The sequence below is a fragment of the Halopseudomonas sabulinigri genome (genome assembly GCF_900105255.1).
Lineage (GTDB): Bacteria > Pseudomonadota > Gammaproteobacteria > Pseudomonadales > Pseudomonadaceae > Halopseudomonas > Halopseudomonas sabulinigri.
The window spans coordinates 44,947-71,018 of sequence record NZ_LT629763.1 but is presented as its reverse complement, the minus strand read 5'-3'; the positions used below and the strand labels follow the sequence as shown (position 1 = coordinate 71,018).

The 26,072-nt window shown below is 59.5% G+C and carries 24 protein-coding genes and 1 pseudogene; 12 read left to right on the top strand and 13 right to left on the bottom strand.

Annotated elements, in window-relative coordinates; genetic code table 11:
• Positions 1–25: 25 nt before the first annotated feature.
• The 5 genes from BLU26_RS00325 to BLU26_RS00305 all read left to right on the top strand — a co-directional run bounded on the left by BLU26_RS00325 (position 26) and on the right by BLU26_RS00305 (position 4,593).
• The gene (locus tag BLU26_RS00325) at positions 26–1,366 is read left to right on the top strand and encodes a TRZ/ATZ family hydrolase (RefSeq protein WP_092288294.1); all 1,341 of its coding nucleotides are present in this window, start codon (positions 26–28) and stop codon (positions 1,364–1,366) included.
• The gene (gene ubiG / locus BLU26_RS00320; RefSeq protein ID WP_092282972.1) at positions 1,356–2,063 is read left to right on the top strand and encodes a bifunctional 2-polyprenyl-6-hydroxyphenol methylase/3-demethylubiquinol 3-O-methyltransferase UbiG; all 708 of its coding nucleotides are present in this window, start codon (positions 1,356–1,358) and stop codon (positions 2,061–2,063) included. Before BLU26_RS00325 ends, ubiG begins: the two co-directional genes overlap by 11 nt.
• Entirely contained in the window at positions 2,063–2,743 is a 681-nt protein-coding gene (locus tag BLU26_RS00315; RefSeq protein WP_092282971.1) for an HAD family hydrolase, read from the top strand. Before ubiG ends, BLU26_RS00315 begins: the two co-directional genes overlap by 1 nt.
• Entirely contained in the window at positions 2,736–3,476 is a 741-nt protein-coding gene (locus tag BLU26_RS00310; protein WP_092282970.1) for a YciK family oxidoreductase, read from the top strand. The genes BLU26_RS00315 and BLU26_RS00310 overlap by 8 nt, the downstream gene beginning before the upstream one ends.
• A 181-nt stretch (positions 3,477–3,657) precedes the next feature.
• Positions 3,658–4,593 (top strand): GGDEF domain-containing protein, encoded by a 936-nt coding sequence (locus BLU26_RS00305; protein ID WP_157719254.1) that lies wholly within the window; start codon positions 3,658–3,660, stop codon positions 4,591–4,593.
• Between the two features lie 164 nt (positions 4,594–4,757).
• On the opposite strand, the gene BLU26_RS18655 is transcribed toward BLU26_RS00305, so the two are convergent.
• The 11 genes and pseudogenes from BLU26_RS18655 to BLU26_RS00250 form a co-directional block, all read right to left on the bottom strand.
• Positions 4,758–5,888, bottom strand: coding sequence for a T6SS immunity protein Tli4 family protein (locus BLU26_RS18655; protein WP_172830620.1), 1,131 nt, complete (start codon positions 5,886–5,888; stop codon positions 4,758–4,760).
• Positions 5,889–5,914: 26 nt separating this feature from the next.
• Positions 5,915–7,237 carry a T6SS immunity protein Tli4 family protein gene (locus tag BLU26_RS00295; RefSeq protein ID WP_157719253.1) on the bottom strand — a complete coding sequence of 441 codons (1,323 nt, stop codon included), beginning with the start codon at positions 7,235–7,237 and terminating at the stop codon, positions 5,915–5,917.
• Entirely contained in the window at positions 7,237–10,650 is a 3,414-nt protein-coding gene (locus tag BLU26_RS00290) for a hypothetical protein (protein WP_092282967.1), read from the bottom strand. The genes BLU26_RS00295 and BLU26_RS00290 overlap by 1 nt, the downstream gene beginning before the upstream one ends.
• A 5-nt stretch (positions 10,651–10,655) precedes the next feature.
• Positions 10,656–13,142: a type VI secretion system Vgr family protein gene (locus BLU26_RS00285; RefSeq protein ID WP_092282966.1), complete on the bottom strand. Its 2,487-nt coding sequence runs from the start codon at positions 13,140–13,142 to the stop codon at positions 10,656–10,658.
• Positions 13,143–13,260: 118 nt separating this feature from the next.
• A complete protein-coding gene (locus BLU26_RS00280; protein WP_092282965.1) occupies positions 13,261–13,779 on the bottom strand; it encodes an Hcp family type VI secretion system effector in 519 nt (172 codons plus the stop codon).
• A 419-nt stretch (positions 13,780–14,198) separates the two neighbouring features.
• Positions 14,199–15,074, bottom strand: a pseudogene (gene rluB, locus BLU26_RS00275) (23S rRNA pseudouridine(2605) synthase RluB); the annotation flags it as partial.
• Positions 15,075–15,143: 69 nt separating this feature from the next.
• A complete protein-coding gene (gene scpB / locus BLU26_RS00270; RefSeq protein ID WP_092282963.1) occupies positions 15,144–15,926 on the bottom strand; it encodes an SMC-Scp complex subunit ScpB in 783 nt (260 codons plus the stop codon).
• Positions 15,907–16,743, bottom strand: a complete 837-nt coding sequence (locus BLU26_RS00265; RefSeq protein ID WP_407920342.1) for a segregation and condensation protein A — start codon at positions 16,741–16,743, stop codon at positions 15,907–15,909. Before BLU26_RS00265 ends, scpB begins: the two co-directional genes overlap by 20 nt.
• 54 nt (positions 16,744–16,797) lie before the next feature.
• Positions 16,798–17,976, bottom strand: coding sequence for a tryptophan--tRNA ligase (locus BLU26_RS00260; RefSeq protein WP_231702029.1), 1,179 nt, complete (start codon positions 17,974–17,976; stop codon positions 16,798–16,800).
• Between the two features lie 123 nt (positions 17,977–18,099).
• Positions 18,100–18,747, bottom strand: a complete 648-nt coding sequence (locus BLU26_RS00255; protein WP_092282960.1) for an L-threonylcarbamoyladenylate synthase — start codon at positions 18,745–18,747, stop codon at positions 18,100–18,102.
• Between the two features lie 56 nt (positions 18,748–18,803).
• Positions 18,804–19,658, bottom strand: coding sequence for a PHP domain-containing protein (locus BLU26_RS00250; protein WP_092282959.1), 855 nt, complete (start codon positions 19,656–19,658; stop codon positions 18,804–18,806).
• Between the two features lie 158 nt (positions 19,659–19,816).
• On the opposite strand from BLU26_RS00250, the gene BLU26_RS00245 reads away from it, so the two are divergent.
• From BLU26_RS00245 to BLU26_RS00225, 5 genes are all read left to right on the top strand, one after another.
• Positions 19,817–20,119 carry a YciI family protein gene (locus BLU26_RS00245; protein WP_092282958.1) on the top strand — a complete coding sequence of 101 codons (303 nt, stop codon included), beginning with the start codon at positions 19,817–19,819 and terminating at the stop codon, positions 20,117–20,119.
• 16 nt (positions 20,120–20,135) lie between these two features.
• Positions 20,136–20,564, top strand: coding sequence for a hypothetical protein (locus tag BLU26_RS00240; protein ID WP_092282957.1), 429 nt, complete (start codon positions 20,136–20,138; stop codon positions 20,562–20,564).
• Positions 20,552–21,244, top strand: a complete 693-nt coding sequence (locus BLU26_RS00235; protein ID WP_092282956.1) for a response regulator transcription factor — start codon at positions 20,552–20,554, stop codon at positions 21,242–21,244. Before BLU26_RS00240 ends, BLU26_RS00235 begins: the two co-directional genes overlap by 13 nt.
• 133 nt (positions 21,245–21,377) lie before the next feature.
• On the top strand, positions 21,378–21,713 hold the full coding sequence (locus BLU26_RS00230; protein ID WP_092282955.1) for a Spy/CpxP family protein refolding chaperone: 336 nt from the start codon (positions 21,378–21,380) through the stop codon (positions 21,711–21,713).
• 23 nt (positions 21,714–21,736) lie between these two features.
• Positions 21,737–23,065: a HAMP domain-containing sensor histidine kinase gene (locus tag BLU26_RS00225; RefSeq protein ID WP_092282954.1), complete on the top strand. Its 1,329-nt coding sequence runs from the start codon at positions 21,737–21,739 to the stop codon at positions 23,063–23,065.
• A 36-nt stretch (positions 23,066–23,101) separates the two neighbouring features.
• Here BLU26_RS00225 and BLU26_RS00220 read toward each other — a convergent pair whose 3' ends face one another.
• The gene (locus BLU26_RS00220; RefSeq protein WP_092282953.1) at positions 23,102–23,674 is read right to left on the bottom strand and encodes a nitroreductase family protein; all 573 of its coding nucleotides are present in this window, start codon (positions 23,672–23,674) and stop codon (positions 23,102–23,104) included.
• Positions 23,674–24,726: an AraC family transcriptional regulator gene (locus tag BLU26_RS00215; RefSeq protein WP_092282952.1), complete on the bottom strand. Its 1,053-nt coding sequence runs from the start codon at positions 24,724–24,726 to the stop codon at positions 23,674–23,676. Before BLU26_RS00215 ends, BLU26_RS00220 begins: the two co-directional genes overlap by 1 nt.
• A gap of 216 nt (positions 24,727–24,942) precedes the next feature.
• On the opposite strand from BLU26_RS00215, the gene BLU26_RS00210 reads away from it, so the two are divergent.
• Positions 24,943–25,272, top strand: coding sequence for a DUF962 domain-containing protein (locus BLU26_RS00210; protein ID WP_092282951.1), 330 nt, complete (start codon positions 24,943–24,945; stop codon positions 25,270–25,272).
• Between the two features lie 104 nt (positions 25,273–25,376).
• Complete coding sequence (locus tag BLU26_RS00205; protein ID WP_092282950.1) at positions 25,377–25,949, top strand: HD domain-containing protein; 573 nt, start codon at positions 25,377–25,379, stop codon at positions 25,947–25,949.
• Positions 25,950–26,072 lie beyond the last annotated feature (123 nt).

Sequence of the window (26,072 nt, the reverse complement as noted above, 5' to 3'; positions counted from 1 at the left end):
CACCATGAAACAAGGCGAACTCGATATGACTACCCTACCCGACGAACTCGACCTGCTGTTGCTGCCGCGCTGGATAGTACCGGTTGTGCCGCGCGGGCTAGTACTGGAACAGCACGCACTGGCAGTGCATCAAGGCCGCATCGTCGCCTTGCTGCCGGTCGAGCAGACCGCCGACCTCAAGGTCCGCGAACGCCGCGACCTGCCAGACCACCTGCTGATCCCCGGCCTGGTCAATGCACATGGCCACGCCGCGATGAGCCTGTTCCGCGGCCTGGCCGACGACCTGCCGCTGATGACCTGGCTTACTGATCATATATGGCCAGCCGAAGGGCGCTGGGTCAATGCCGATTTTGTGCGACTGGGTACGCAGCTGGCGATTGCCGAGATGTTGCGCGGCGGTACCACCTGTTTTTCCGACATGTATTTCTACCCGGATGTCGCCGCTGCCGCTGCCACGGAAGCCGGCATTCGCGCCCAACTGGCGTTCCCGGTGATCGATAATCCGATCCCGGGCGCGCGCGACAGCGCCGAGGCTATCGCCAAAGGCCTGAAGCTGCACGATGAAACCCGCCACAACCCCCTGATCAGCGTCGCCTTTGGCCCCCATGCGCCCTACACCGTCAGCGACGAAACCCTGACCCGGGTGCGCACCCTGGCCGATGAACTCGATCTACCGATTCACATGCACATCCATGAAACTGCCTTTGAAGTCGACGAAGCCGTTCGGCTGAGCGGCCAGCGTCCGCTGCAACGCTTGCAGCAGCTTGGCCTGCTCAGCCCGCGCCTGCAGGCCGTGCATGTCACCCAGGTCAACGACGACGATCTCAAACTACTGAGCGACTACGGCGTGCAGGTGATTCACTGCCCCGAGTCCAATATGAAGCTGGCCAGCGGGGCCATGCCGGTACAGCAACTGCTGGACGCCAAGGTGAATGTCGCCCTTGGCACTGACGGCGCGGCCAGCAACAACGATCTGGATATGCTCGGCGAGATGCGCAGCGCTGCGCTGCTGGCCAAACTGACCGCCGGCGACCCAACCGCACTTGATGCGCACGCCGCTCTGCACATGGCCACCCTGGCCGGCGCGCAGGCGCTGGGGCTAAGCGACGAGATTGGCTCGCTGGAAGTTGGCAAGGCTGCCGATCTTGCCGCCATCGACCTTTCCGCACTGGCCCAACAACCTGTCTACCAACCGGTTTCACAACTACTTTACACCTGCAACGCCGCCCAGGTTTCCGACGTATGGGTTGCCGGCAGACCGAAACTGCGCGCAGGGAAACTCTGCTCTGTGGATACCGGTCCGATGTTGCAGCAGGCCAATGAGCTGGCCACACGCATTCGCAAAGGGGATACACATGAGTCTTAACGTCGACCGGGCGGAAATCGCCAAATTTGAAGCCTTGGCCAGCCGCTGGTGGGATCGCAACAGCGAGTTCAAGCCACTGCATGAAATCAACCCGCTGCGCACCAACTGGATCGACGAGCGGACCCCACTGGCCGGCAAAGAAGTGCTCGATATAGGTTGTGGCGGCGGCATCCTGGCCGAAGCCATGGCGCAACGTGGCGCCACGGTGACCGGCATCGACATGGGCGAAGCACCGCTCTCGGTAGCACGTCTGCATCAACTGGAATCAGGCGTCGCCGTGGACTACCAGCAGAGCACCGCCGAAGAGTTTGCCGAGCAACACGCCGGACGCTTCGACGTGGTCACCTGCCTGGAAATGCTGGAGCACGTACCCGACCCCGGCTCGGTGATTCGCGCCTGCGCAAAACTGGTCAAGCCCGGCGGCCACGTGTTCTTCTCGACCATCAACCGCAACCCCAAATCCTTTCTGTTCGCCATCGTCGGTGCCGAATATGTATTGCGCATGCTACCGCGCGGCACCCACGAGTTCGCCAAGTTCATTCGCCCTGCCGAACTGGGCAGCTGGTCGCGCGAAGCCGGCTTGAACCTGCTGGACATGACCGGCCTGACGTTCAACCCACTCACCAAGACCTACAAGCTGGAAGCCAACGTGGACGTCAATTACATGATCCACTGCCAGCGCGGAGCCGAAGCCTGATGCTCAACAGCGTCCTGTTCGATCTGGATGGCACTCTGCTGGACACCGTCGACGACTTCATGAGCATCATCGAGGCCATGCTGCATGAACACGGCCGGCCCGAGATAGACGCCCGCCTGGTGCGTAGCCAGGTGTCTGACGGTTCCATCGGTATGCTCTGCACCGCGTTCGCGATGCGGCCCGATGCCGACGGGTTTGACGCACTGCGCGAAGACTTTCTGCAGCGCTACGCCGACCAGCTGGGCAACCAGACTCGGCCCTTCCCGGGTATCAGCGAATTACTTGACTGGCTTGATGCGCAAGACCTGCCCTGGGGCGTGGTCACCAACAAGATGAGCCGCTTCAGTATTCCGCTGATAGAGCGCATGGGGCTGGGACAGCGCTGCCGAACCCTTGTATGCCCGGACCAGGTCACCCACGGCAAGCCGCACGCCGAGCCCGTACTCAAGGCCTGCGCCGAGCTTGGGGTCGACCCCGCTGGCTGCGTGTTTGTCGGCGACCACCTGCGAGACATTCAGGCCGGCAAGGCCGCGGGCACCGCCACCGTGGCCGCCCTCTACGGCTACATACCGGCCGGCGACGATCCTGCGAACTGGAACGCCACCCACAGCATCAACAACGCCGCTGCACTCCGCCCCTGGCTGGAGCAGCGCCGCGCTACGGAGACAACGCATGTTTGATTACACCGCCCCCGCCGACCTGCTCAAGGACCGTGTCATTCTGATCACCGGCGCCGGCGACGGCATTGGCCGGGCCTGCGCACTGAGCTGCGCCGCCCATGGCGCAACCGTGGTTCTGGTCGGCCGCACCCTGAGCAAGCTGGAGGCGGTGTACGATGAGATTGAAGCAGCCGGCCACCCACGCCCGGCCCTCTGTCCACTGAATCTGGAAACAGCGCTCGAAAAAGACTACGAAGACCTCGCCGATCAATTATTTGACACCTTCGGCAAGCTGGATGGCCTGGTGCACAATGCCGCCGAACTGGGCCCGCGCACCCTGCTCGACACCGTCAAGGCAGACGCCTGGCTCAAGGTCATGCAGGTCAACGTCAACGCCCCCTTCCTGCTGACCAAAACCATGATGCCGCTGCTGCGTGCTGCGCCCGACGCTTCAGTGGTATTGCTGTCGTCCAGTGTCGGTCGCAAAGGCCGCGCCTACTGGGGCCCGTACGCAGTCAGCAAGTTTGCCGTGGAGGGCCTGATGCAGACCCTGGCAGACGAGCAGGACGGCACCAGCGAGATTCGCGTCAATAGCCTGAACCCCGGCGCCACCCGCACCAAGATGCGTGCCAAGGCCTATCCCAACGAGCCCGCCGAGACCAACCCGGAACCCAGCGCTATCATGCCGGCCTTTCTCTACCTCCTGGGCCCCGACAGCCGCAGCACCAACGGTCAGGCGCGGGACGCGCAATAGTCGGTTTTTTGTCGCTCGGACTACCAGAGCGGCAAAGCTTCCCGCCTAGGCGGCAATTTTTTGCCGCCTAGGCGTACCCCGCCCTCAAGAATAAATCATAAGCCATTGAAATTAATAAGATTAATATAATGGCACATTGATTGCTTCATGTCCTGCATAAGACCCCATGTCAGGATTCGCCATGATGCATGTGCAGGGAAACACCATCGACTTCGATACCGCCCGCTTGAAGCTAGACCAGAGCGCAAAAAACGCTGGCGCACGACGCAAAGTGGCCAAACGCGGCAGCCAGTTCGAGGCGGTACAGCAGCAGCTACTGCATAGCCTGCAAACCACGCTGGAAGTCGATCAGGTACTGAACCTGTTCCACAAGGGACTGCAAGAGTTGCTGCAGGTTGACGCCCTGGAATACCGGCACAATGCGGAGCCCGCCGTCGTGCAAGTCGGGCGGCCCGCCGTACACCGCTGCAGCTACCGCATATCGCACGCCGGCAATTACCTGGGCGAGCTGCAGTTCAGCCGCCAGCAACGCTTTAGCGAAAACGAATTGCTGGCCATCGAAACCCTGCTCGGCACCCTGCTCTATCCGCTGCGTAACGCGCTGATGTACCGCGCTGCCCTGCGCGATGCGCTCAACGACAGCCTGACCGGCACCAGCAACCGTCTGGCGCTAAATCAGAACTTGGAACGCGACATCCGGCAGAGCCATCGCAGCCAACAGCCTCTATCGCTGCTCGTGCTCGATATTGATCACTTCAAGCAGGTCAACGACCGCTACGGCCATGCCTATGGCGACGCCGCGCTCAAGGCCGTGGTCAACTGCATCAGCGACTCACTGCGATCGGTAGATGGGCTGTATCGCCTGGGCGGCGAGGAGTTTGTCGTACTCCTCAACAGCACCTCGCTGGACGCTGCACGCATGGTCGCAGAGCGTATTCGCAAATCGGTGGAAAACATGCAATTCGAGTTGGACGGCCAACCGATTCCACTGACCGTCAGCATTGGGTTGAGCACCCTGCACGCCGAGGACAACGCCAACAGCCTGATCAACCGGGGCGACCAGTTGATGTACGATGCCAAGCGCCAGGGCCGCAACCGGGTCCGAGTAGAGAGTTAACTCCAGCAGCCAGATTACCTGGCTGCCACCGGCAACACGGCACCTAATCCTGTTACCGCAACGGGCTAGCTATTTACGCGGTCCGCCAGCCGCCAGCCAGCACATTGCAGAACAGCGCATAGCCATGCCGACGCCAACATGGAAAAACGGTCGGCGCTTTGCTTTCAGTCACCGCTGATTTCTATTGTTTCACTCAGCGCCTTCCAACGGGGCAGCACCTCCTCCTCCGGCGGCGGGGTGAAGTCCGTCAGATCGTCCGTGCCTTTCTGGAAGGTAAACACTTGCACAGCTACCAGCGGGCTGAGCATACCGCCGGTTTTCGCCAAGCCAAACCAACCGCGCTCCTGTTCCCCTGAATCTGGCTTGGGATCAAGCCGCCAGCCGTCCATGCCGGCCAGGTGAGGGCCGATATAGGTGGGTTCCACGAAGCGTTTGAAGGTCCACTTCTGGGCATCGTAGCCGGGGTAATAATCGGTATCGTAGGTGCCTGTTTTTGGGTGTGTATCCCAAGGATCGTTGGCCGAGGCCGTGACGATGCTGAATACCACGTTGGGCGTTGCAGTGAAGCGCAGGCTGTTCTTGACTGAGTAGTGAGCGTTGCCGTCATCGGCAATAAAACCGTAGGGGATGCACACACCGCTTTCATCCGGCACCTCGTAAAGCTCACGTGGCCGAAAACGCGACACCATATCGAGCATGGCATCTTTGCCCTCGCCCTGAGCGTAGGCCTCACTCATAAAAAAGGCATAAACGCGATTATTACAGTAAATGTAGGCTTCAGCGGGGGCTGAAGCGGAGCCTACAAAATAGGCGTCGGGGATGCCGAGGTTGTGGACTGTGGGGAGAGCAAGAGAAATATTTTCTCTGGTATTTTCGATCTGCTTTTTCCATATGGCAGCACTTTCTGGATCGTTGTCCCTTTCAAACTGCTCTACTAATCGCTTTTCAGTCTCCAACTCTTCTTTCAAATAGTCTTGGTAAAGTACGCTTGTTCCTCTTCTATAACCATAAACATGGTCAAGCATAGACCTATCTACTACGTCGCTGACGTAGATGACCGCGCCGAACTCGCCGTACCTAGCGTTATCGCCGTCAGCGCCTACCTTTAAACCAAAGCCATGCCCTCCTCCTTGTGATATGCGGAGGGTGTAGCCCTTAGAGAAGGTGGCCCACTCGATGCTTTCTGGAACGTTAAAACTTAGGCGTCCAAGACATTCTTTGCGCGGGGCATCCGCTGCTGCCAACGCCGCGGGTAGCAACAAACAGGAGCTAACGAGCTTTGCCAGCGTGTTCATACACAATCCTTGTGAAAAATAGGCGCTCACTGCTGGTTTTCTGCAGCTTCATATAGCGCCTGCATACCAGGCAGTGGTCGGAAGCTTTTCATGAATTTCAGTACATCAGCTTCGGCTTGCTCTATGGGTGGCGGCGGCTGGTCGTTGGCGTAGGTTTGCAGCTTGTAGAGCAAGGTTGGCGTGTACTTGCCGGCCGCTGCGCCGGCGTTGAGGTTGTACTGGGCGTGCGATGAGAGCCGGTCGCCCTCGGGATCAATGGCTTGCAGACTGCGACCAGTTAGAGTGCCGCGGCTACTGCCGATATCGATACGGCGTGGGCCTATGTTGGTCGCAACCAGGGCGGCCGGGAAAGGATTGCCCATCAACCGTTTGGTGAGCATCGGTAGCAGCTGGATAGCATCTGTCACTGAATTACTTAGCGTCAGACTGTTCAGCACGTAGGGCGTGCTTTTTACATGCCAGGAAAAGCCTGCGTAGTAATTTTCAGTGCCGTTATCAGCAATAAAACCAAATGGCAGACAAACGCCGGGCTCTTGCGGTATCTCAAATGCCTCGCGGGGACGAAAACGTGCCAACAGATCGCGCGCCGCGGGCTCTATCGCTTCAATCGAGCTGTCATATTCTCCGTTTTTGGGGCCAAACTCGAAATGAAAAATGCGGTTGTTACGCCATAACACTGCCACCATCCTGTCTGGGTGCCAAGCGCCGGCTGCATCGGGAATACCAAGTTCAAAAGCGCGTTCTTTTTCATAGCGTGCGTCTGTAGGCAGCGCAGCTACTTGTCTCTCAAAATCTGCGAGTTGAGCCTCTAACTCTTCTGTTGGTCGACCCTTGCTTTTATCAAAATCGATAAATATTTTAAACCTTGTTATGTCAGAGACCATGTCGCTGTATTTTTTATATTCTGCCTCTAGCGCCATCAGCTCTTCGACATGTTTTTTCATGTCATCATTCAAAGAGTCAAACCGTTCCTCTTTTTCCTTTACTCTGTTTTCGAGCACCCTCATTTTTGCTTTAGTTTCGTTCGGCAGCTCAGTGCCCAATGCGTTCTCATATGCTTCGCGAGTGGTTTCTGGGCTAACCCGAATACGAACAAATTTGTAAATACCATTGCCTGGGTCAGTGCCGTAATCAAGACTGCGCTTAGCCCGAGGGTCGGTCGCTGCATAATCGACGGTATCACCGTATGGGATTTGAAGCTGCCAAACCGCTGTAGGCGGCATGTCAAATTGTGAGCGACCCAAACATTCGGTACGCCAGCCTTCTGGTGTTTGATACCTGTCAGGCGCTACAGCTTCAGCAAATACTACGGCGGGCAGCAGTAAAAAGGAGAAGGGTACTAAACGCATCAGGTGGTCCCTTTGTTGTTCTGGGCTCGGGGCTTGTAAGCAACGGTGGCGAAGCCTTGACCAGAGGAAAGCTGTGGCTCTATCAACGCCAGGATAGACAGGTTTGCAGTGCAGTCGTTGTACTCGCTCTGCGTCCAACTAACAGGCAGAGCGGTAATAAAGCCTTTTATTTCGTTTGGTTCAGCTGCCATCGTTGAATACTTCCAAAAGCCTTCCTCAAATGGCATATAAATATCCAGCTCTTCTTCAGGGGTATTCGGCGTTGTACGCGCACTCACCATCTCCTCCCAAGTAGGCCAGATAGACGCACCATTACGTGGTATGAAAGGAAACGCAGCTTGATAGAATTTTGTATTTTCTGCCGCTTGGGCTTGAATCGAGCGCCAGCTTTCAGCGACAGCGGGTTGTGGGAGGATCGCTTCCAGCTGGCTGGCCGGCTTTACCTTGACTTCCGGATGGCTGATTTCCAAGCCAAATAGTTTGCGCCATAAATCTATACGCAACTGCTGAACCGCATTACACACAGGGTAGTTGCAGTGGCCATCAATGGATTCGGTGCTGGTGGCGCCACCTGAAACAACCACTGCCAGTTCCGAGTCACGGCCACCCAGTTGGCTCCGGTCATTAATATTGGCGCTGCCGATCACAGCAACACGGTCATCAGCTATCAACAGCTTGCTATGCACGTAAATCTGCTCGGTGACTGGATAGCCACCAAACATGTCCCAAGTACGCAAATTGAGCAGGGTTAGATACTGTTGCCAGTTCTGTTTTTTATACAGGGGAATATCTTTGTTGTCTTTTATCAAGGCGCGTGCCTTTGCTTCCTGCTCGGTCGACCCTCTGTCCATATAAGCCTTTATTTCCATGGCCCATTGAATCCTATCAACCAGGCTGTTCTCACCAAGCGAGAGCGTTTGCATAGTCAGGTGCACCTGAGTCATCAAGGTAAGCATGTTCAGGGGCCCTTCCGGATGAACGGGCAGCACCATATAGACATGAAAGCTCTCTCCCATATCGATGGCTTTTTCTATGCGTTCCGCTATGGCGCCGGCCAGGTCATTGAGTATATTGGCCTGGGGTTCTTGTATAGCGCGCAGCGCTTCCATTGCGCTTTGGTTACTGAGCACTTGAATCAAGCCGCGCGTGAAGGGCTCCGCTTCACCACTGCGAATCATTTTTGCCAGTTCGAAATAGTTGATCTTGTGTAGATTGGCTGAGTTCTCTTCCAGTTCATCCAAACACAGCCGCTGTGCGTACTGTTCGTAACCAGGCAATCCTTCTACGCTCATGAGGCTATCCATAGGGCCGGTTACCGCGCCAGGAGCCTGTTCGCTGCTCGGGCTACTTTCCCCAAAATCACTCTGGAAAAATTGATTTTCGATGTAAATGAAATGCTGAGCGCCCGATATAGCCTGCAGCATGGCTTGTTGGCAGTTGGCTTGACGGCTCTGTGGAGCGGCGCCTTGGCCGCCCTTGCCCTGATGCTCTTCCTGAAGCAAGCGGAAAGGGGCACTGCGCAGAACCTGCGCAGTGACGCTGCCTTTTGCCGCTACTGGCGCTGGTTCGGGAAGGAAGTGGGGTATGAACGGAACGGGTTTAAGATCTTCACTCACCAGGCTTAGCGCACTTGCCAAAACGGCCGGCAGTTGCTGCTGTTTTCCATCGTAGCGCGCCTGAATGCTGTTCCAGCGGGCTACAAAGTTGCGAGATATATCGTATACGGACGTTCCCTCCATGCGCATGTGTACATCATGCCAGGGCATGCGCGGCTGCTTTTTTGGGTCTATTGTCATGCCGCTGACGGGTAACAGCCTTGTATTTCGGTCGGCTAGATAGCTGTAAGGTTCTGATTTCTGACTGTCGGCCATCCGGTCGAGTATGGAGTGCAGATATAGCAAAAAAGGTGTGGCTAGCTCGTCAAACTCTTTGAGCGCGTTGGCAGTAATGATGGGGGTGGGCGTGTTGTTTAGCCAGGCGTAAAATGCCCCAAGCCCAGACTGCTGCGTCCATAGATTGACCAGCTCCGTACCCCGGGTGAGCAGATCGTTGCTGATTGCCTGCCCCGATGCGATGGTTTGTTTCGCCCAGCGCGATAACTCGCTTTCAAGTGCACTTAGCTCTGGCGTGACTCGCGCTTTCCACTCATCAACTTGAGCGTTCAATGAAGCGATGCGCCCCTTTAACGTAGCGCTCTGGGTACGTGCGGTTGGAGTTAGCTCCAGAGCTTGGGTTATCCAATTTTCAACCTTAGCTAGAATGGTTTCGGCCCGGCTCGTAAGACTTTGCTGCTGCTCCGATGTTAACGCGCCCGCCTGCTCTGCGCTAACCAGCCAACTGGATATTAAGCCATTGATCTCACGTGCTTGTAGGCGCAAGTCGTTCAAACCTTGGCTGCTGCCTGCAAAGGTGTCGGTTTCCTTATCCAGCTCTTGAAGCGCTGCATTGAGTGAATGCTGCCACTGTTTCAAGGTGCTTTTCCAAAGCGCTATGTTGGCAGGAGTGAGTTGGTTGTTAACGAACTTTGCAATTTCGATAACCCCCCCAGTCGTATCTGCTGCGCCGGCGCCAAAAAAACGTAGCAAGTCCTTGCCTTGGTCGCTTACCCATTCGCCCAGTTCTTTCCCGGTACCACGCACGGCATTGAACATCCGGTTATCGGAGGCCCAGCCGATAGCGCGTTGCGCTTTGCTGAGACTGTCGCCAGCCATGAGTGCGGCGCCGATCAACTCTACAGAGGTCATATAGGGATACTGCTTGTGACCCTCAATCTCAGCCAGAGGCGGAATGCAGGGGTTGTATAACTCTCGTGCCTGCCGATCGCCTGCCGCTAAGCGGAAATTGTTGTCATCACGACGGCCATAGGCTAGATCGATGCCACCAACGTAGGCAATTTCGTTATCGATCACGACCGCTTTCTGGTGGTGAGAAAAGAAAGTTCCGAGATTACCCATATCGCTCTGCTGGATAGCTGGCATACACCAAACCTTGCGCTGAGCTAATCCGGCATTGAGGATGAAAGCGGCCAGCATGGTTTCCATATCACCGGTATCTACCCCCGCTTTGGGGGAGAGCCAGGGCATTAGGTAGATATCTGGCGCGTTCTCTTTACGCGTTGCTTCGTGTAGGCAATCCCACAAACGCGTGTCGCCGTCCAGGCGTACTTCATAGTTAATTTGCCAGCCGGTAATGAAAACGGACTTCTTGGCATTTTTTATCGCTTGGGCCACATCTTTGAAATAATCGGCACCGGTGGTGAAAAACCGGATGTCGTTGCCTGGCCGTGGTGGCGCGAAAGCCTCGCCCAGACCACTTTTCTGCGGAATGAACCAGTCGGGAGCGGACGTCGCGCAAAGTGCTTCGCCCTCTTGGGTGTTGATCTGATTAAGCTGTTTGGCTTTGATTCCATTCATCTCGGTTATACCAGAAACTCCTTGAGCTTGCCGTAAAGCTCTGCAGCGTCGGCTAGCGACCAGCTGTCCATAGCGCTTTGTTTATCGTGCGCGGCATTTGCCTCTTGTAGATTCGAGTGTGTGGCCGCGCTGAAATCCATACTCGCAATCGCTAATGCTTGCTTCTGCTCCTCGGTCCAGTCCTGCTCCAAGTGGACGCGTAGTGAAACGCATTGCCCGGGGTAAACCAGCCACAGCATCCCCGGGTATTTTGCATACTCAAGGGACAGGTTTTTCTGGTCGCTATCGCTCAAGCAAACCAGTCCCTGCTCGTCGGTTTCACCGCTCGCCAGGATGTCTTGCTCCGAGACTTGCCCAAGCTTCTTCCAGGTAGGCTGATTCATACGAACAATCCGCCATTTCGCAGCTACCAGAGCCAGACCATCCTTGCCGGGGCGGTCGGATAACCGAATTTTAAAGCGGAGATCCGGCGTATTAAGAGGATCAACAGGCAAGCCTTGCCCGATAAGCGCTTGCTCGAGCAGGTTACCTGCAGCATCGCTATCTGCCGCACCAGGTTGTAGTGGCGGCTTGATTGCCAGACCGCTACCGCTGCCTGCCCCACCACCCGAATTAATCTTGATCCCCGGCCCAACCAGGGTTACGCCGCTGGGGTCGAGCTTTAAGAAAGAACCGCCACCCTTGGCGGTCATCTCCATGCCAGCATCTATCACGACCTTGTCACCAGCGTAATAGTGAATTTCATTACCGGCTTGGGTTAGTTGCGCAGTGCCCAGCTTGACGTGCTGACTGGTGCCGACGGTGAGGTGGTCGTTGGCTTTGATGTCGGTTTTTCGGTCGCTGTGGGTGGTGTGGTGTTCTTCGGCCTTGAACTCGCTGTAGCTGTTGGCTTCGACCGTGTCGTGGCGTTCGTTGCCGACGCGGACGGTCTGGTTATTCTCGATGTTTTCATCCCAGTCTCTCTGCGCGTGCAGGTAGATCTGTTCTTCGCCCTTTTTATCCTCGATGCGCAGTTCGTTGTAACCGCCGCCTCCGGGGCTGCTGAGGGTTTTGAACACGCTGCGGGTTTTGTGCGCGGGCAGTTCGTACGGGACTTCGTGTTCCTTGTGGTACAGGCAGCCGGTGACCAGGGGGTGGTCGGGGTCGCCTTCGAGGAATGAGATGAGTACTTCCATGCCGACTCGTGGGATGGCGATGCCGCCGTAGCGGTCGCCGGCCCAGCTGGAGGCGACTCTGAGCCAGCAGCTGGTTTTGTCATCCGCCTGGCCCTCGCGATCCCAGTGGAACTGGACCTTGACGCGGCCGTATTGATCACAGTGGATTTCTTCGCCTTCTGGGCCGGTGACGACGGCGCTTTGGCTGCCGAGGACTTTTGGCTTTTTGTGATCGAGCTGCGGGCGCCAGAGGATTTGCCAGGGCGTGGCCTTGAAGTGGTTGCGGTAGCCCTGGGTGAAGCCGTCTGCTTTGCTGAGGTCGCTGGTGACGCCCTCTTCGAGTACTTGCGGCTGCTTGCCTTCGTGCTGGATTTCGGTCAGCAGCCAGAGGTCGTTCCAGTCGTCTCTGGGGTGACCGGTAAGCGGCATGAAGTGGCCGCTGCGCAGCTGCGGCTGATCGCTGGCGCCGTCGGCCAGTTGCTGTTCGGCGCGGTGGCGTTCGAGGGCGATCTGGCTGAGCTGTTTGCCGCGCTCGCGGTCGGTGAAGCGGCCGGGGTAGTCGTAGTCTTCCAGGTCCGGCTCGGGCTTCTGGTGCTCTTCTGCGGCATTCTGGCTGGTATACGCCGCTTCCATCAGTAGGCGCGGCTTTTCAAAGTCGTAGTCACGGCGGGTCACGCGGCTGGGGCGGGTTTCTACCCGTAGGCCGAAGCGTTTGACCACGGGTTGGTCGGCCACCAGGCCGGTGCCCTGGCTGTAGCCGATGGGGCTGAGCTGGGGGAAAGCGGTTTGATCATCACCGAAGACGATGATGTGGCCTTCCTGGCTGTGTTCGAAGTGGTAGTGCATGCCCTCTTCTTCACACAGGCGCTGGATGAACTGCAGGTCACTTTCATCGTACTGGGTGCAGTAGTCGCGCGCCGGGTGGCTCTGGTTCAGTTGAAAGCGGTAGGCGTCGCTCTGGATGCCGTGCTCTTCCAGCAGGCGGCTGATGATGGCTTGAACCGGTAGGTGCTGGAAGATGCGTTGATTGGTGCGGTGCGCCAGGTAGCTGAGCTGCGGGCGCAGGCAGAGGTGATAACGGGTAAGGCGTTTGCCGGCTTCGCCTTGGGCGAGGCGGTCGATCACGCCGTGGATGCCGGCGCCCTGGCCCATGGCAAGAAAAGCGGTGTGGTGCAGCAGGGAAGCCAGGTCGATGTCGGGCTGTTCGCTGACCAGTTCCAGTTCAAAGGCGTAGGGCCGGTTGAGGGCCTCACTGCCGGTGAAGGCCAGTACCTTGAAGTCGTGGGCGGCGCCGTCGATGTGCAGGGTAAAGGCCGCTTCGTTGGCTGGAGAGAACATCCGTTGTCCTTTTTACAGAATTCGTTCAGTGATCCGGGCGGGGATCGGCGAGACGCTTGAACGCGAAAAGCCACCGACTGACTCTCAAGTCACTCGGTGGCCTGGCATTGTAAAGACCTCAGGCGGCGATGGGTGTGCGCCAGTCATCAGAACCGGAGGTTCCTGAGACTTCGTGGGTCCAGACGATTTTGCGGTAGGTGAAGTAGACGTCTTCCAGGTGAGTGAAGTGCGCCATGTTCGGGTCCTGGCAGTTGGGCATCTGCGACTGCACATCGACGATGATGGCGTCGTGCAGTTCGATGGTGAAGTAGTGCTCCTGGGTGCCGGTGGCGGAGGTGCGGTACCACTCCAGGCGACACTTGCTCAGGCGCTCGCCGGAGGTCAGGGCGTTGAAGATCAGCGGTGAGGACTTGTCGAACACCTTGGTGATCATCAACGGCTTGTGTACGCGCTGGCCGGTGGGCTGGCCGGACTGCGGGTCACGCGGGATGATGACTTGGTGGTTGTAGCCCTGCACCAGCACCTGGTCTTCGTGGCCTTCCTGGAAGATGTTGCCGACCGAGTCTTCGGTGAAAGTACCGGCGGTGATCAGGCCCTGCTTGGTGCCTTCGATGGTCAGATACGCGGGTGTTGGCATTGCTGCTCTCCTTGCTTGAAATGGGGTTACCGGTTGATCCGGTTGACCCAGTACAACCAAGAGCTGTGCCAGGAATAAAAAGGGCAATTAAATCAAACGATTGGAGTGATCAGGCAGGTGGCGAAAAAGCCGTTTGTGATCTCGGTCACGCAAAGTTGCGCAGGATGTTGCGCAGTGCTGTGCAAGTTGTTGCGCAGTGGAGTGGAGGCAGCGTAGCACGGGGGTTGCAGGCGCTTTTAGCAGGTTGGTTGCGTGGTTGCTGCGCAATAAGTTGCCGACGCCAGCCGGACCAGCATCAAGCAATAACCGTTAACACGCGCGCAAAATGCGGCTATCCATAAAATGAAAAACGCCAGAGCCTGCAGGCTCTGGCGTTTTTCATTCAACTAACAACCAAGGCGTTGTTAGCGCCCCTTGGGCACCTTGGTGCGGCGTGGCTGACGTGCCTGGTGCATTGAAGGCTTGCGCGCCAGACGTTGCTGCTTTTCTTTCTCGCTGGCTTTCATCGCCGGCAACGCAATGGGCTCGAGGCCGACTTCCTGGCTGAGCGCGTCCAGCTCGTTCTGCTTCAGCTCGCGCCAGCGGCCCACCGGCAGTTCCGGTCCGAGAAATACCGGCCCGAAACGCACGCGCTTAAGGCGATTGACGCGCAAACCCTGGGACTCCCACAGGCGACGCACCTCACGGTTGCGGCCTTCCAGCAGACACACATGGAACCAGCGGTTGATGCCTTCACCGCCCGAGGCCACCACATCGGTGAACTTGGCCGGGCCATCTTCCAGCATGACGCCCTCTTTCAGGCGTTCAATCATTTCGTCCTCAACCTCCCCCATCACCCGCACCGCGTATTCGCGGTCCATCTGGTAGGAGGGATGCATCAAGCGGTTGGCCAGTTCGCCGTCGGTGGTGAACAGCAGCAGACCGGTGGTATTGATATCCAGCCGGCCAACGTTGATCCAGCGGCCCTGCTTGAGGCGCGGCAGGCGATCAAAGACGGTGGGGCGTCCTTCCGGGTCATCGCGGGTACAGACTTCGCCTTCGGGCTTGTTGTAGAGCATGACGCGACGCACGACTTCGGTGTTCAGATCACGCTTGAGCGGGCGGCCGTCGACGCTGATCTGGTCCAGGCTATCAACCCGGCAGCCCAGCTCGGCAACGTTGCCGTTGACGCTGACGCGGCCGGCGGAAATCCAACCTTCCACCTCGCGACGCGAGCCTAGCCCCATACGGGCCAGCACTTTCTGCAGTTTTTCGCCGGCGGCGGGGATAGAGGGGGATTCGGTTACATCAGTCATAGGGCACCTCCCGGTGTAGGAATTGATCAAGGCCGCGCAGGATAGCACCGGCGCGGCGCGCCAGCCAGTTCACTCGTCCGAAGAGTCAGCTTCTTCGTCAGCAGCGTCGCCGGCTGAGCGCACCGGCACCGAAATCGGCATGTCATCAAAGTCGCTCTTCAGGTTGGCTTCCATCGCATTCAGCTCATCCAGCAAGTGCCGGAAGCCGCCTTCACCCTGCCCCGCCTCCAGCGGTTTGAGGGGCTCGACCGGCATCCAAGGAGTATCAATGTCGTCCGCCGCATCCACGCCTTCGTCCTGCAGCTGGAGCTGCGGCTCCAGGTCATCGAGATCGCGGATGGCCGCCAGCGGTGGTAGCTCATTGAGGCTGCGCAGATTGAAATAGTCGAGAAACTGCCGCGTGGTGGCGTACATGGCAGGCCGGCCTGGCACATCGCGGTGGCCGACAATACGAACCCATTCGCGCTCAAGCAGGGTTTTCACAATCTGACTGCTGACCGCCACGCCGCGAATATCCTCGATTTCGCCGCGCGTGATTGGCTGCCGGTAAGCCACCAGCGCGAGGGTCTCCAGCAGCGCCCTTGAATAGCGCTGCGGGCGCTCTTCCCACAGGCGGCTCACCCAGGGCGTGTAGGCCTCACGTACCTGCAAACGCCAGCCGCTGGCCACCTCCTTCAGCTCGATAGCGCGCTTGGCATAATGCTTTTCGAGCTTGGCCAACGCCTTGCGCAGGTCGTCATTGCCGGGCAGCTGGTCCTCATCAAAGAGCTCACGCAACTTGTCGAGCGACAGCGGACGGCCCGCTGCCAGCAAGGCGGCCTCGAGAATATGCTCAATCGGTGGCTGACTCATCCTTCCCTCTCGCCTTGATGTGGATAGGTGCATACGCCTCGCTTTGCACCAGTTCAACCAGTTGTTCCTTGATCAGCTCGAGCACCGCCATGAAGGTTACCACCACGCCCAGCTTGCCCTCACTGGCGCTGAACAGGCTGACGAAGGGAACAAAGTGGCCCGCCTTGAGCCGATCCAGTACCTCGGCCATGCGCTCCCGGGTCGACAGGGCTTCGCGGGTTACCTGGTGACTCTCAAACATATCCGCACGGCGCAGCACTTCGGACAGCGCCAGCAGCATCTCCTGCATATCAACCTCAGGATGTGGCTTGCGCGAGGGATACTCCGGGACCTCGGCATGCGCCTGCTGAAAGTCGCGGCCCTCACGCGGCAGGCTGTCGAGCCCCTCCGCAGCTTTCTTGAAGCGCTCATATTCCTGCAACCGGCGAATCAGTTCGGCGCGCGGATCATGCTCTTCGTCATCTTCCTGCTCGGGGCGTGGCAACAGCAAGCGTGACTTGATCTCGGCGAGCATGGCCGCCATCACCAGATACTCGGCTGCCAGCTCCAGCCGCACCACTTTCATCAGCTCGACATAGCCCATGTACTGGCGGGTAATTTCCGCCACCGGAATATCCAGGATATCGATGTTCTGTTTGCGAATGAGATAGAGAAGAAGGTCGAGCGGGCCCTCGAAGGCTTCGAGAAAGACTTCCAGTGCCTCTGGGGGAATGTAGAGGTCCTGGGGCATCTCCGTGTACTTCTGCCCGTACACCATGGCAAAAGGCAGTTCCTGCTGGCCGCCCCCACCCAACGCCAAGGGTTTGGCGGGGCGGATGGCGGACTCAGCCTCGGGGCCGACCGCGGCGTCCTGCGGCTGGTCAGCCATGCTTCACTGCCGGTACTGCAGGCCCATGGCCTGACGCACTTCGATCAGCGTCTCGCGGGCAGCTTCGCGGGCACGCTCGGTACCCTCGTTGAGAATCAGCCGGACAGCGTCGGGGTTGGCTTCGTATTCGCGGGCCCGCAGCTGCATGGGCGCCAGCTCTGCGCTGATGGCATCGATGATCGGCTTCTTGCAGTCGATACAACCAATGCCAGCGCTGCGGCAGCCTTCCTGCACCCAATCGTGGGTGGCCTGGTCGGTATACACCTGGTGCAGCTGGTACACCGGGCACTTATCCGGGTTGCCGGGATCGGTGCGCCGCACGCGGGCCGGATCGGTCGGCATGCGGCGAACTTTCTCCGACACCTCGTCGGTGGTGTCGCGCAGGGTAATGGTATTGCCATAGGACTTGGACATCTTCTGCCCGTCCAGGCCCGGCATCTTGGAGTCTGGCGTGAGCAACGCCTGGGGCTCGGGCAGGATAACCTTGCCGCCGCCTTCCAGATAACCGAACAGCCGTTCCTTGTCGCCCAGCGTAATGTTCTGTTGCTCTTTCAATAGCGCCCGGGCGGTTTCCAGGGCATCGGCATCGCCCTGTTCCTGATACGCCTTGCGCAGGTTGTTGTAGAGCTTGGCGGCCTTCTTGCCCATCTTGTGGACGGCGGACTCGGCCTTTTCTTCAAAGCCCGGCTCTTTGCCGTAAAGATGATTGAAGCGGCGAGCCACTTCACGGGTGATTTCGACGTGCGCCACCTGGTCGGCCCCCACCGGCACCTGACCGGCGCGGTAGATCAGGATATCGGCACTTTGCAGCAGCGGGTAACCCAGAAACCCGTAGGTAGCGAGGTCTTTGTCCTTGAGCTTTTCCTGCTGATCCTTGTAGGTCGGCACGCGCTCCAGCCAGCTGACCGGGGTCATCATCGACAGCAGCAGGTGCAACTCGGCGTGCTCCGGCACCTGCGACTGGATGAACAGGGTGGAAGAGCTGCCACTGACGCCGGCGGCCAGCCAGTCGATCAGCATGTCCCAGACGCTCTGCTCGATATCCTGCGGATTCTCGTAGTGGGTGGTCAGCGCGTGCCAGTCGGCGGCGAAGAAGAAGCATTCGAACTCGTGCTGCAACTTGACCCAATTTTTCAGCACGCCGTGATAATGGCCCAGATGCAGACGCCCGGTGGGGCGCATGCCTGACAAAACCCGGCGCTGCGAATCAACAGAACTCAAGGGGAACTCCTGAACAGTAATATGGCTGTGATGGTAATCTGTCGGCGATTATACCGATATTGCCGGCGACGTCAGCGTTCGCGCTCAGCCTTCGTGCAGCTCGCGGCGCGAGACACCAAAAGGCTCAGGATCGCCCAGACCTTGACGCATCACCTCCACCTCGCCGTTCAGCAGGCTGATCACCGTGGTCGGCTCAACGGTGCAGGCGCCTCCATCAATGATCAAATCAAGCTGTTTGCCGAGCAGCTCGCGGATGCGCTCAGGGTCGGTCAGCGGCAGATTATCGCTGGGCAGCATCAGGGTCACGCTCATCAGCGGCTCGCCCAAGGCTTCCAGCAGATCCAGGGTGATCTGGTGATCGGGGATGCGCAGGCCCACAGTACGGCGCTTGGGGTGCAGCATCAGCCGCGGCACCTCGGTCGTGGCGTTGAGGATGAAGGTGTAGGCGCCCGGCGTGTTGGCCTTGAGCAGGCGAAACATGCTGTTGTCGACCTTGGCATACAGCGCCAGCTCGGAGAGATCGCGGCACACCAGGGTAAAGTTGTGCTTGTCATCCAGCTGACGCAGGCGACGAATACGCTCCAGCCCGTCCTTGTTGCCCAACCGGCACCCCAGCGCATAGGCCGAGTCCGTCGGATAGGCCACCACGCCGCCCTGCAGGATGATGTCGGCCGCCTGGCGCACCAGACGCGCCTGGGGGTTGGCCGGATGTAGTTGAAAAAACTGACTCATGTGCAAACGCTACTCTGTGTCGTGGGGTCTGATGAAATACAGATACTGATGTCAGTCTAGCTGGTGAACAGCCGATCCTCCCAGACAGGCTGACAATCGGGTGGCAAGGCGGTCATTACGCCTAGCCCGGTCCAGGGCGACTCCGGGGTATGAAAATCGCTGCCGCAGCTGGCCAGAAAACCGAACTCGACAGATAACTTGCCCAGATAGGCCACCTGGTCCACCGGTTGCTTGCCATTGGCTACTTCAATGCCGCGCCCGCCAGCGGAGGCGAACTCGCGCAGTAGCGCGCGCAGCTTGCTGCGGGTCAGTCCGTAGTGCCAGGGGTGCGCCAGCACCGCCATGCCACCGGCGCTGCGGATCTGTTGCACCACCTCCGGCAGGGTTGGCCAATGCTGCTTTATATCTCCGAGCTTGCCCGCCCCCAGCCATTTACGAAACGCCTCGCCGCGATCGGCAACGTACCCGGCACTGACCATCCAATCAGCAAAGTGCGGCCGCCCTGGCGGCTGATCGACGTCGCCGCCAGCCGCCTGCTGTGCAGCCACGGCGCCTGCATAGGCGCCGGGCATGCGCTTGCCTTCCAGGCGTTTGCTGATCTGCTCGGCGCGCCGCCAGCGCCCGTCTCGCACATCTGCCAGCGCCTGCACCATGGCACCCTGTTGCGGATCAAACCCATAGCCGAGGATGTGCAGTGTGTGACCGTGCCACTGTGCCGACATCTCCACCCCGCTGACCCAGCGCATACCCAGGCCGCGGGCTGTGTCCGCTGCCGCTGGCAGACCGTCGACGCAGTCATGATCGGTCAGCGCAATCAACTCGACGCCGGCGGCGCTGGCTCGACGCATCAACTCAGCGGGGTCCAGCGCGCCATCGGAGGCGGTACTGTGCATGTGCAGATCGGCTAACAAATGACTCTCCTTCCGGTGCGGCGCTTGACGGGACAGCGCGTGTTTCGCCTATTATGCCGCCTAAGCCTGCCCAGCACCTAAACGGCTGTGATACTGCCCGAATGGCTGATTCGAGCATGCCGGCACCCTACAGACAACCACCGATCCAAGGAAGTGCAATGTTCTATGCCATCATGGCTACCGATAACGCCGACAGCCTGAGCAAGCGCCTGGCCGCCCGCCCCGATCACCTGGCCCGGTTGCAGACCCTGCAGGACGCCGGCCGTCTGCTGCTGGCGGGGCCACACCCGGCCATCGATGCGGCCGATCCGGGCAGCGCGGGCTTTAGCGGCAGCCTGGTTGTCGCCGAGTTTGCCTCGCTGGAACAGGCGCAGGCTTGGGCTGACGCCGATCCCTACGTGGCTGCCGGCGTCTATCAGCAAGTCACGGTAAAACCTTTAAAGCGCGTATTTCCGGCCTAATCCAAGGATGTTTTTCATGTTCAGACACGCCGTCTACCCTGCCCTGCTGCTCAGTGCGACCCTGCTTGCCGGTACTGCCATGGCGCAGGAGACACCTGCCGCACCAGCCGCACAACCTGCGGCCGCCAGCGACGCTGCAACCGCCACCCAGCAGCATGACCTGGGCACGTTGCAGGCAGAACTGGCCAAGGTCGAGGCGGAGCGCCAGCGCCTCGCGGACCAACTAGCCGGGAGCGGACAAAGCGAAGAGCTACAGGCGTTGCAGGACGAAAATCAGCAGCTGCGCAATGCCAATCAGGCCGAACGCCTCAGCGCACAGAGCAAACTGGTGCAACAGCGCCAGCAATGGTTTCTGGTCGGTGGCCTGACCGTTGCCGTCAGCCTGCTGCTGGGCTTCATGCTGGCCAAGGGTGGGCGCCGCAAGCGCAACGAATGGCTGAACTGATGCCGCATCCGGTGCTGATCATCGACGATGATCAGGAACTCTGCGAACTGCTGGGCGACTGGTTGGCGGTAGAAGGCTTCAGCCTGACCGCCGCCCACGACGGCCCCAGTGGACTGCAGGCCGCCACTGGCGGTGACTTCGCCGCCATCATCCTCGACGTCATGCTGCCGGGTATGAACGGGCTGGAAATCCTCCGACAGCTGCGCCAGAGCTGCCAGACGCCGCTGTTGATGCTCAGCGCCCGCGGTGAACCCGTCGATCGTATTCTGGGGCTGGAATTGGGGGCGGATGATTATCTTGCCAAACCCTGCGACCCGCGCGAACTGGTCGCGCGCCTGCGCGCCCTGCTGCGCCGCAGCCAGCCTGCCAGCTCCGACAGCAACCAGCTGCAAGCCGGCAATTTGCGGCTGGATGGCGATAGCCTGCTCGCCTGGCGCGACGACCAGCCACTGCAACTGACGCAAAGCGAAGCCCTGATTCTGCGTACCTTGATGGAGCAAGCCGGGCAACTGGTCGATCGCCAGACCCTCTCACAGATTGCACTGGGCAAATCCCTCGGCAGCTACGATCGCAGCCTGGATATGCACATCAGCAATCTGCGGCGCAAACTCGGCCCCCACCCCGAGGGCCATCCACGCATTCAATCGATTCGTGGCCGGGGCTATCTGTTCAGCCCCTGACTCTGACCCTGACAAAGCCCGGTTCGGTCTTTACACAATCTTTACCCTGTCACGGCTACCACTGACATTGCGCGCCCTAAACTCTGTAGCCAATGACCGGATAAGCCGGCCAGATCGAAACCGGAGAATCATCATGAAAAAGATCCTGATCGCTACCACCCTGCTCATCGCCACCACCCTGTCTGGTGCCCTGTTGGCCGAAGGTGGCCCGGCTGATCGCCACGAGCGCGGCATGGAACGTATGGCCAAAGAGCTGTCGCTGACGACCGAGCAGCAAGAACAGCTGCGCCAGATTCACGAAGAGGAAGGCGCCAAACTGCAAGCACTGCGTGAAGAAGGCAAGGCCCGCATGGACGCCGTATTGACCGCCGAGCAGCGCGAGAAGGCCGAGAGCCTGCGTGAAGAGCGCCGCGAGCGCATGAACGAACGCCGCGAGCGCCGTGACGGCCCGCCCTGCGAAAAGAAATAATCACGTTCTGATGGAGTAATGTGATGCGATTGTTCTGGAAAGTCTTTGCCGTACTCTGGCTGGCCACCCTGCTGGTAGGCGGCTCAGGCTTTCTGGTCAGTCGTGCATTGCAACAGGACTGGCTACTGCTGCAACTGAACCCCCAGCTGCGGGACTTTGCTGCGCAGCTGACCAGCACCTACGAACACGAGGGCGCCGTTGCTGCCCAGGACTGGCTTGAACAACAACGGCGCCAGCACCGCATTCGCGCACGGCTATTCGACGCCAGCGCGACCAGCCTGTTACCAGGCACCCTGCCGCGGCTACCGCGTTTCGGTCCGCAGCCTCCTCCCTCGGCACGCCACCCGGAACCACCGCCACCACGAGGGCGCCTGCTGCAGCTCAGCTGGCAGACCGACCAGCAGGACTACTTGATAACCGTGCACATTGCCGAGCCGAACCTGTGGAACGCAGAACGCGCGCCCATCGGCCTGGTGCTCAACATCGCCCTGGGTATGGGCTTGCTGGCCTTGCTCAGCTTGCTGCTTAGCCGCTACATGACCGCGCCGCTCAGGCAACTGGGGCTGGCCGCGCAATCGCTGGGGCATGGACGCTTCGAAGGTGCGCGTTTGGCTCGCATCAACCAGCGACGCGACGAAATCGGCGATCTGTCTCGCCAGTTCGGGCTGATGGCCGAGCAGGTGCAGAACCTGCTGGACAGCCAGCAGCAACTGATGCGCGACATCTCCCACGAGCTGCGCTCGCCGCTGGCCAGACTGCGCATCGGCCTGGCGCTGGGCAGTCAGCCTGACCGGGCAGCTGACGCGGCGCTCTGGCAGCGTCTGGATCGGGAATGCGACCGGCTCGACCGCCTGATTGATGCAATTCTGACGCTCAGCCGCCTGGACAGTCAGGCCGAACCCGCGCAAACCTTCGCTCTCGACCCGCTGCTCAGGCGAGTGGTCGAAGACGCTCAGTTTGCCACGCCGGAACTGACTATCAACCTGCAAGGCGCGAGCCAGCTGCAGCTCAGCGGCTGGCCGGAACAACTGGCCAGCGCCATCGATAATTTATTGCGTAACGCGCAGCGGTTCAGCCCGCCAGAGGGGCAAATCCGCGTGCAAGTGGATGCTGCCGCTGGGCACTGCGAAATCAGCATTGAGGATGAGGGACCTGGCGTTGCCGAACCCTGGCTCAGCAAGCTCAGTGAGCCCTTTGTGCGGGTGCCAGGACAGCCCGCCGACAGCGGCTACGGGCTCGGACTAACCATTGCCGCACGCGCCATTGCCCGCCACAACGGCACCCTGCGCTTCGACTGTGCGCCGCAACGTGGCTTGCGAGCGATCATTCGACTGCCAAAAGGACAGAGCTAATACCGGACGGCGCTCAGGCCGCCAAGCGACTGCGTATCAGGCTTGCGGGGGCCAGGGCTGGAAAAAATCGTCGACGTTCAACTGCGGCACCTGCTTGCGCTCGCCAGCCGGCTGGCCGACATACAGGAACGCGATGATCTGTTCATTTTCGGCCAGACCCAGCCCATGCTTGATCAGCGGATGGTAAGCCAGCGCGCCGGTGCGCCATACCGCGCCCAACCCCAAAGCATGCGCGGCCAGCAGCATGTTGCTGACGGCTGCGCCACAGGCCAGATCCTGCTCGATGGCGGGTACTTTGGGATGCTCCTGATGGCAACTGATGGCGACTATCACCAAAGGTGCACGCAGCGGCAGCCCCTGAAAACGCGCCAGCGTATCGGCCGACAAGTCCGGCGTGTCGGCCAGCGCCGACTGGCCGAACAGCTCACCCAGGGCTTCAAGCTGTTCGCCCTGCATGACCAGAAAACGCCATGGCCGCAGGTAGGCATGATCCGGTGCACGCAGCGCTGCCTGAAAAATGGCCTGCTGCTGCTCCGCCGTCGGCACTGGGCCGGTCAGACGCGGGACCGAAACCCGCTGATGCAGAGCGCTGATCGCGTCGACTGGCATTATTCCTCCGCTGTACTCTGTTGCTCGCCCGACTGCGCGTTCTGCAACACCTGCTCACGATACTGTCCCGGGGGCAGGCCAAACCAGCGCTTGAAAGCACGGAAAAAGTTGCTGGGATCGGCGAAACCAAGCATGCAGGCAATCTCGAAAAGCGTGAGTTGCGGTTGACCAAGATACTGTAGCGCCAGTTCCCGGCGGGTTTTCTCAAGCAGTTGCTGAAAGCTGATGCCCTCTTCCTGCAAGCGACGCTGCAGTGTGCGGGTACTCACTTTCATGGCATTGGCCACCGCTTGGCGCTTGGGCTCGCCCTGCGGCAGCAAGCGGCACAACACCTGCCGCGCCTGATGGGTGACCGGGTCGGATTCAAAGCGCGCCAGATAATCGCCGGCAAAGCGGTCATGCAACTGTGCCAGCATGTCATTGGCCGATGCCAGCGGCGCCTCCATCACCTCGCGCGACAACTGCAGATTGTAGGTCGGCGCGGCAAAGCTCAGCGGGCAGTCGAACAGCTCGGCGTAAGGGCTGGGGTCGGCAGGCTCGGCAATAGCAAAACTGGCGCTCAGCGGGCGAATGTGCTGGGCCGTCATCCAGCGGCAAAATGCCAGGGCGTAGGCCATGGCAGCCTCGTGGCTCTGCGGCGGCGCGGGCAGCCGGTCACCATGAATGGAAAAGGTAATACGGTAGCAACCCGGCTCCACGCTCAGCGCCAGGTCCGCCGCCTCAGCGAGAATCCGCTGGTAACGAATCACCCGGCCAAACCCCTCCAGCAACGTGCGACTGGACATCATCGCGTAGCCCACCACACTGAAATGCCCTGGACGCAGGGTTTGCGCCATACTCAAACCAATCGCCGGATTACCCGATACCGCAACCGCACGTTGCCACAGCCGGGTCATACTATCCTGTGGAATACGGCCATCCGGGTCGGCGATAACGGCCGGATCAATACCCAACTCCGCAAAGAGGGCAGCGGCATTCATGCCTCGCCCCTCCAGCGCCTGCGCGATGGCCCTGGCCCAGCCAGCAGATGTAGTCCTTTCAGCGTGCTCCATGTTTTCTCGCAACAGGTTTTGTCTATTCGACCTTTGGGTCACAGGGTGTTTTGGGGGCAGATCATAGAACAAAGTGCCCACCAAGATAAAATCACCGCCAACGGATAGCTTTCTGGCGCACAAGGCCATGGCCGCCAGCGCAGCCTACACTATAGTGAAATAGCAAAAACCACTATTCCCCTGCTGAATCACCCCTGCGAACTATCAGGAGCTCCCATGCCGAACGCCTCCCCAGAGACTGCCGTGCCCCGCTTCAACAGCTTCGCCGAATTCTATCCCTACTACCTGAGCGAGCATCGCGACGACAGCTGCCGCCGCCTGCATTACATCGGCAGCTCATTGGTCATACTGATCATCGCCTTTGCCCTGCTCAACCAGGCCTGGTGGTGGCTACTCGCTGTGCCGCTGGCCGGCTACGGCTTTGCCTGGGTAGGCCACTTCTTTTTCGAGCACAACAAACCGGCCACTTTTACCTATCCACTCTACAGCCTGCTCGGCGACTGGGTGATGCTGCGCGATGCACTGACCGGCCGTATCCGCTTCTAAAGCTGCAGCTGGGTGACTGTCAGCAGCGCGACAGTCACCCAGGCGTAGCGAGACTATGATGCCTCTACAGCCTGACCCAAAACCAAAACAAGAGGAGAACAACCATGGGTGAGCAACGTGCACAGTTTCGCGCCATGCAGGAAGGTACCGCCGAGGATTGGGGCATCATCGCCGACCACTACCGGCCCTTCGCCAAGGAACTGCCCGATCGCATCATCGCCCACCTGATGCTGCTCGATGGTGACTTTGGCGGCTTTCCTATCGACCGCCTGCAACATTCGCTGCAAACCGCGACCCGCGCCCACCGCGATGGCCGCGATGAAGAGTACGTGGTTTGCGCCCTGCTGCATGATATTGGTGATACTCTTGGCAGCTACAACCACCCCGACGTAGCCGCTGCCATTCTCAAACCCTTTGTCAGCGAAGAGAACCTGTGGATGGTCGAAAAACACGGCATCTTCCAAGGCTATTATTTCTTCCACCACTTGGGCATGGATCGCCACCTGCGGGACCAATTCAAGGACCACCCGCTGTACGCCCACACGGCCGAGTTCTGCGCCAAGTACGACGCGCCTGCGTTTGACGCCGACTACGACACCGAACCCCTGGCATTTTTTGAACCCATGCTGCGTAACGTATTCGCCAGACCACGCAACTCGGTATACAAAACCGAGTAACAGCGCAATCGCACCATCTGGGGGCAACCTTGGTGTTTCCCCCGGACGCAGAGTCATATTATGATCAGGCAGCGAGACGATTCAGCCGGCGCCCGCCGGCGCGGACGCCTCACCAGGCTCTGG

Coding starts and splice junctions, on each gene's coding strand:
- BLU26_RS00325 (WP_092288294.1), top strand. CDS start 26: ATGACTACCCTACCCGACGAACTCGACCTGCTGTTGCTGCCGCGCTGG.
- ubiG (WP_092282972.1), top strand. CDS start 1,356: ATGAGTCTTAACGTCGACCGGGCGGAAATCGCCAAATTTGAAGCCTTG.
- BLU26_RS00315 (WP_092282971.1), top strand. CDS start 2,063: ATGCTCAACAGCGTCCTGTTCGATCTGGATGGCACTCTGCTGGACACC.
- BLU26_RS00310 (WP_092282970.1), top strand. CDS start 2,736: ATGTTTGATTACACCGCCCCCGCCGACCTGCTCAAGGACCGTGTCATT.
- BLU26_RS00305 (WP_157719254.1), top strand. CDS start 3,658: ATGATGCATGTGCAGGGAAACACCATCGACTTCGATACCGCCCGCTTG.
- BLU26_RS18655 (WP_172830620.1), bottom strand. CDS start 5,888: ATGAACACGCTGGCAAAGCTCGTTAGCTCCTGTTTGTTGCTACCCGCG.
- BLU26_RS00295 (WP_157719253.1), bottom strand. CDS start 7,237: ATGCGTTTAGTACCCTTCTCCTTTTTACTGCTGCCCGCCGTAGTATTT.
- BLU26_RS00290 (WP_092282967.1), bottom strand. CDS start 10,650: ATGAATGGAATCAAAGCCAAACAGCTTAATCAGATCAACACCCAAGAG.
- BLU26_RS00285 (WP_092282966.1), bottom strand. CDS start 13,142: ATGTTCTCTCCAGCCAACGAAGCGGCCTTTACCCTGCACATCGACGGC.
- BLU26_RS00280 (WP_092282965.1), bottom strand. CDS start 13,779: ATGCCAACACCCGCGTATCTGACCATCGAAGGCACCAAGCAGGGCCTG.
- scpB (WP_092282963.1), bottom strand. CDS start 15,926: ATGAGTCAGCCACCGATTGAGCATATTCTCGAGGCCGCCTTGCTGGCA.
- BLU26_RS00260 (WP_231702029.1), bottom strand. CDS start 17,976: ATGCGCCCCACCGGGCGTCTGCATCTGGGCCATTATCACGGCGTGCTG.
- BLU26_RS00255 (WP_092282960.1), bottom strand. CDS start 18,747: ATGAGTCAGTTTTTTCAACTACATCCGGCCAACCCCCAGGCGCGTCTG.
- BLU26_RS00245 (WP_092282958.1), top strand. CDS start 19,817: ATGTTCTATGCCATCATGGCTACCGATAACGCCGACAGCCTGAGCAAG.
- BLU26_RS00240 (WP_092282957.1), top strand. CDS start 20,136: ATGTTCAGACACGCCGTCTACCCTGCCCTGCTGCTCAGTGCGACCCTG.
- BLU26_RS00235 (WP_092282956.1), top strand. CDS start 20,552: ATGGCTGAACTGATGCCGCATCCGGTGCTGATCATCGACGATGATCAG.
- BLU26_RS00230 (WP_092282955.1), top strand. CDS start 21,378: ATGAAAAAGATCCTGATCGCTACCACCCTGCTCATCGCCACCACCCTG.
- BLU26_RS00225 (WP_092282954.1), top strand. CDS start 21,737: ATGCGATTGTTCTGGAAAGTCTTTGCCGTACTCTGGCTGGCCACCCTG.
- BLU26_RS00220 (WP_092282953.1), bottom strand. CDS start 23,674: ATGCCAGTCGACGCGATCAGCGCTCTGCATCAGCGGGTTTCGGTCCCG.
- BLU26_RS00215 (WP_092282952.1), bottom strand. CDS start 24,726: ATGGAGCACGCTGAAAGGACTACATCTGCTGGCTGGGCCAGGGCCATC.
- BLU26_RS00210 (WP_092282951.1), top strand. CDS start 24,943: ATGCCGAACGCCTCCCCAGAGACTGCCGTGCCCCGCTTCAACAGCTTC.
- BLU26_RS00205 (WP_092282950.1), top strand. CDS start 25,377: ATGGGTGAGCAACGTGCACAGTTTCGCGCCATGCAGGAAGGTACCGCC.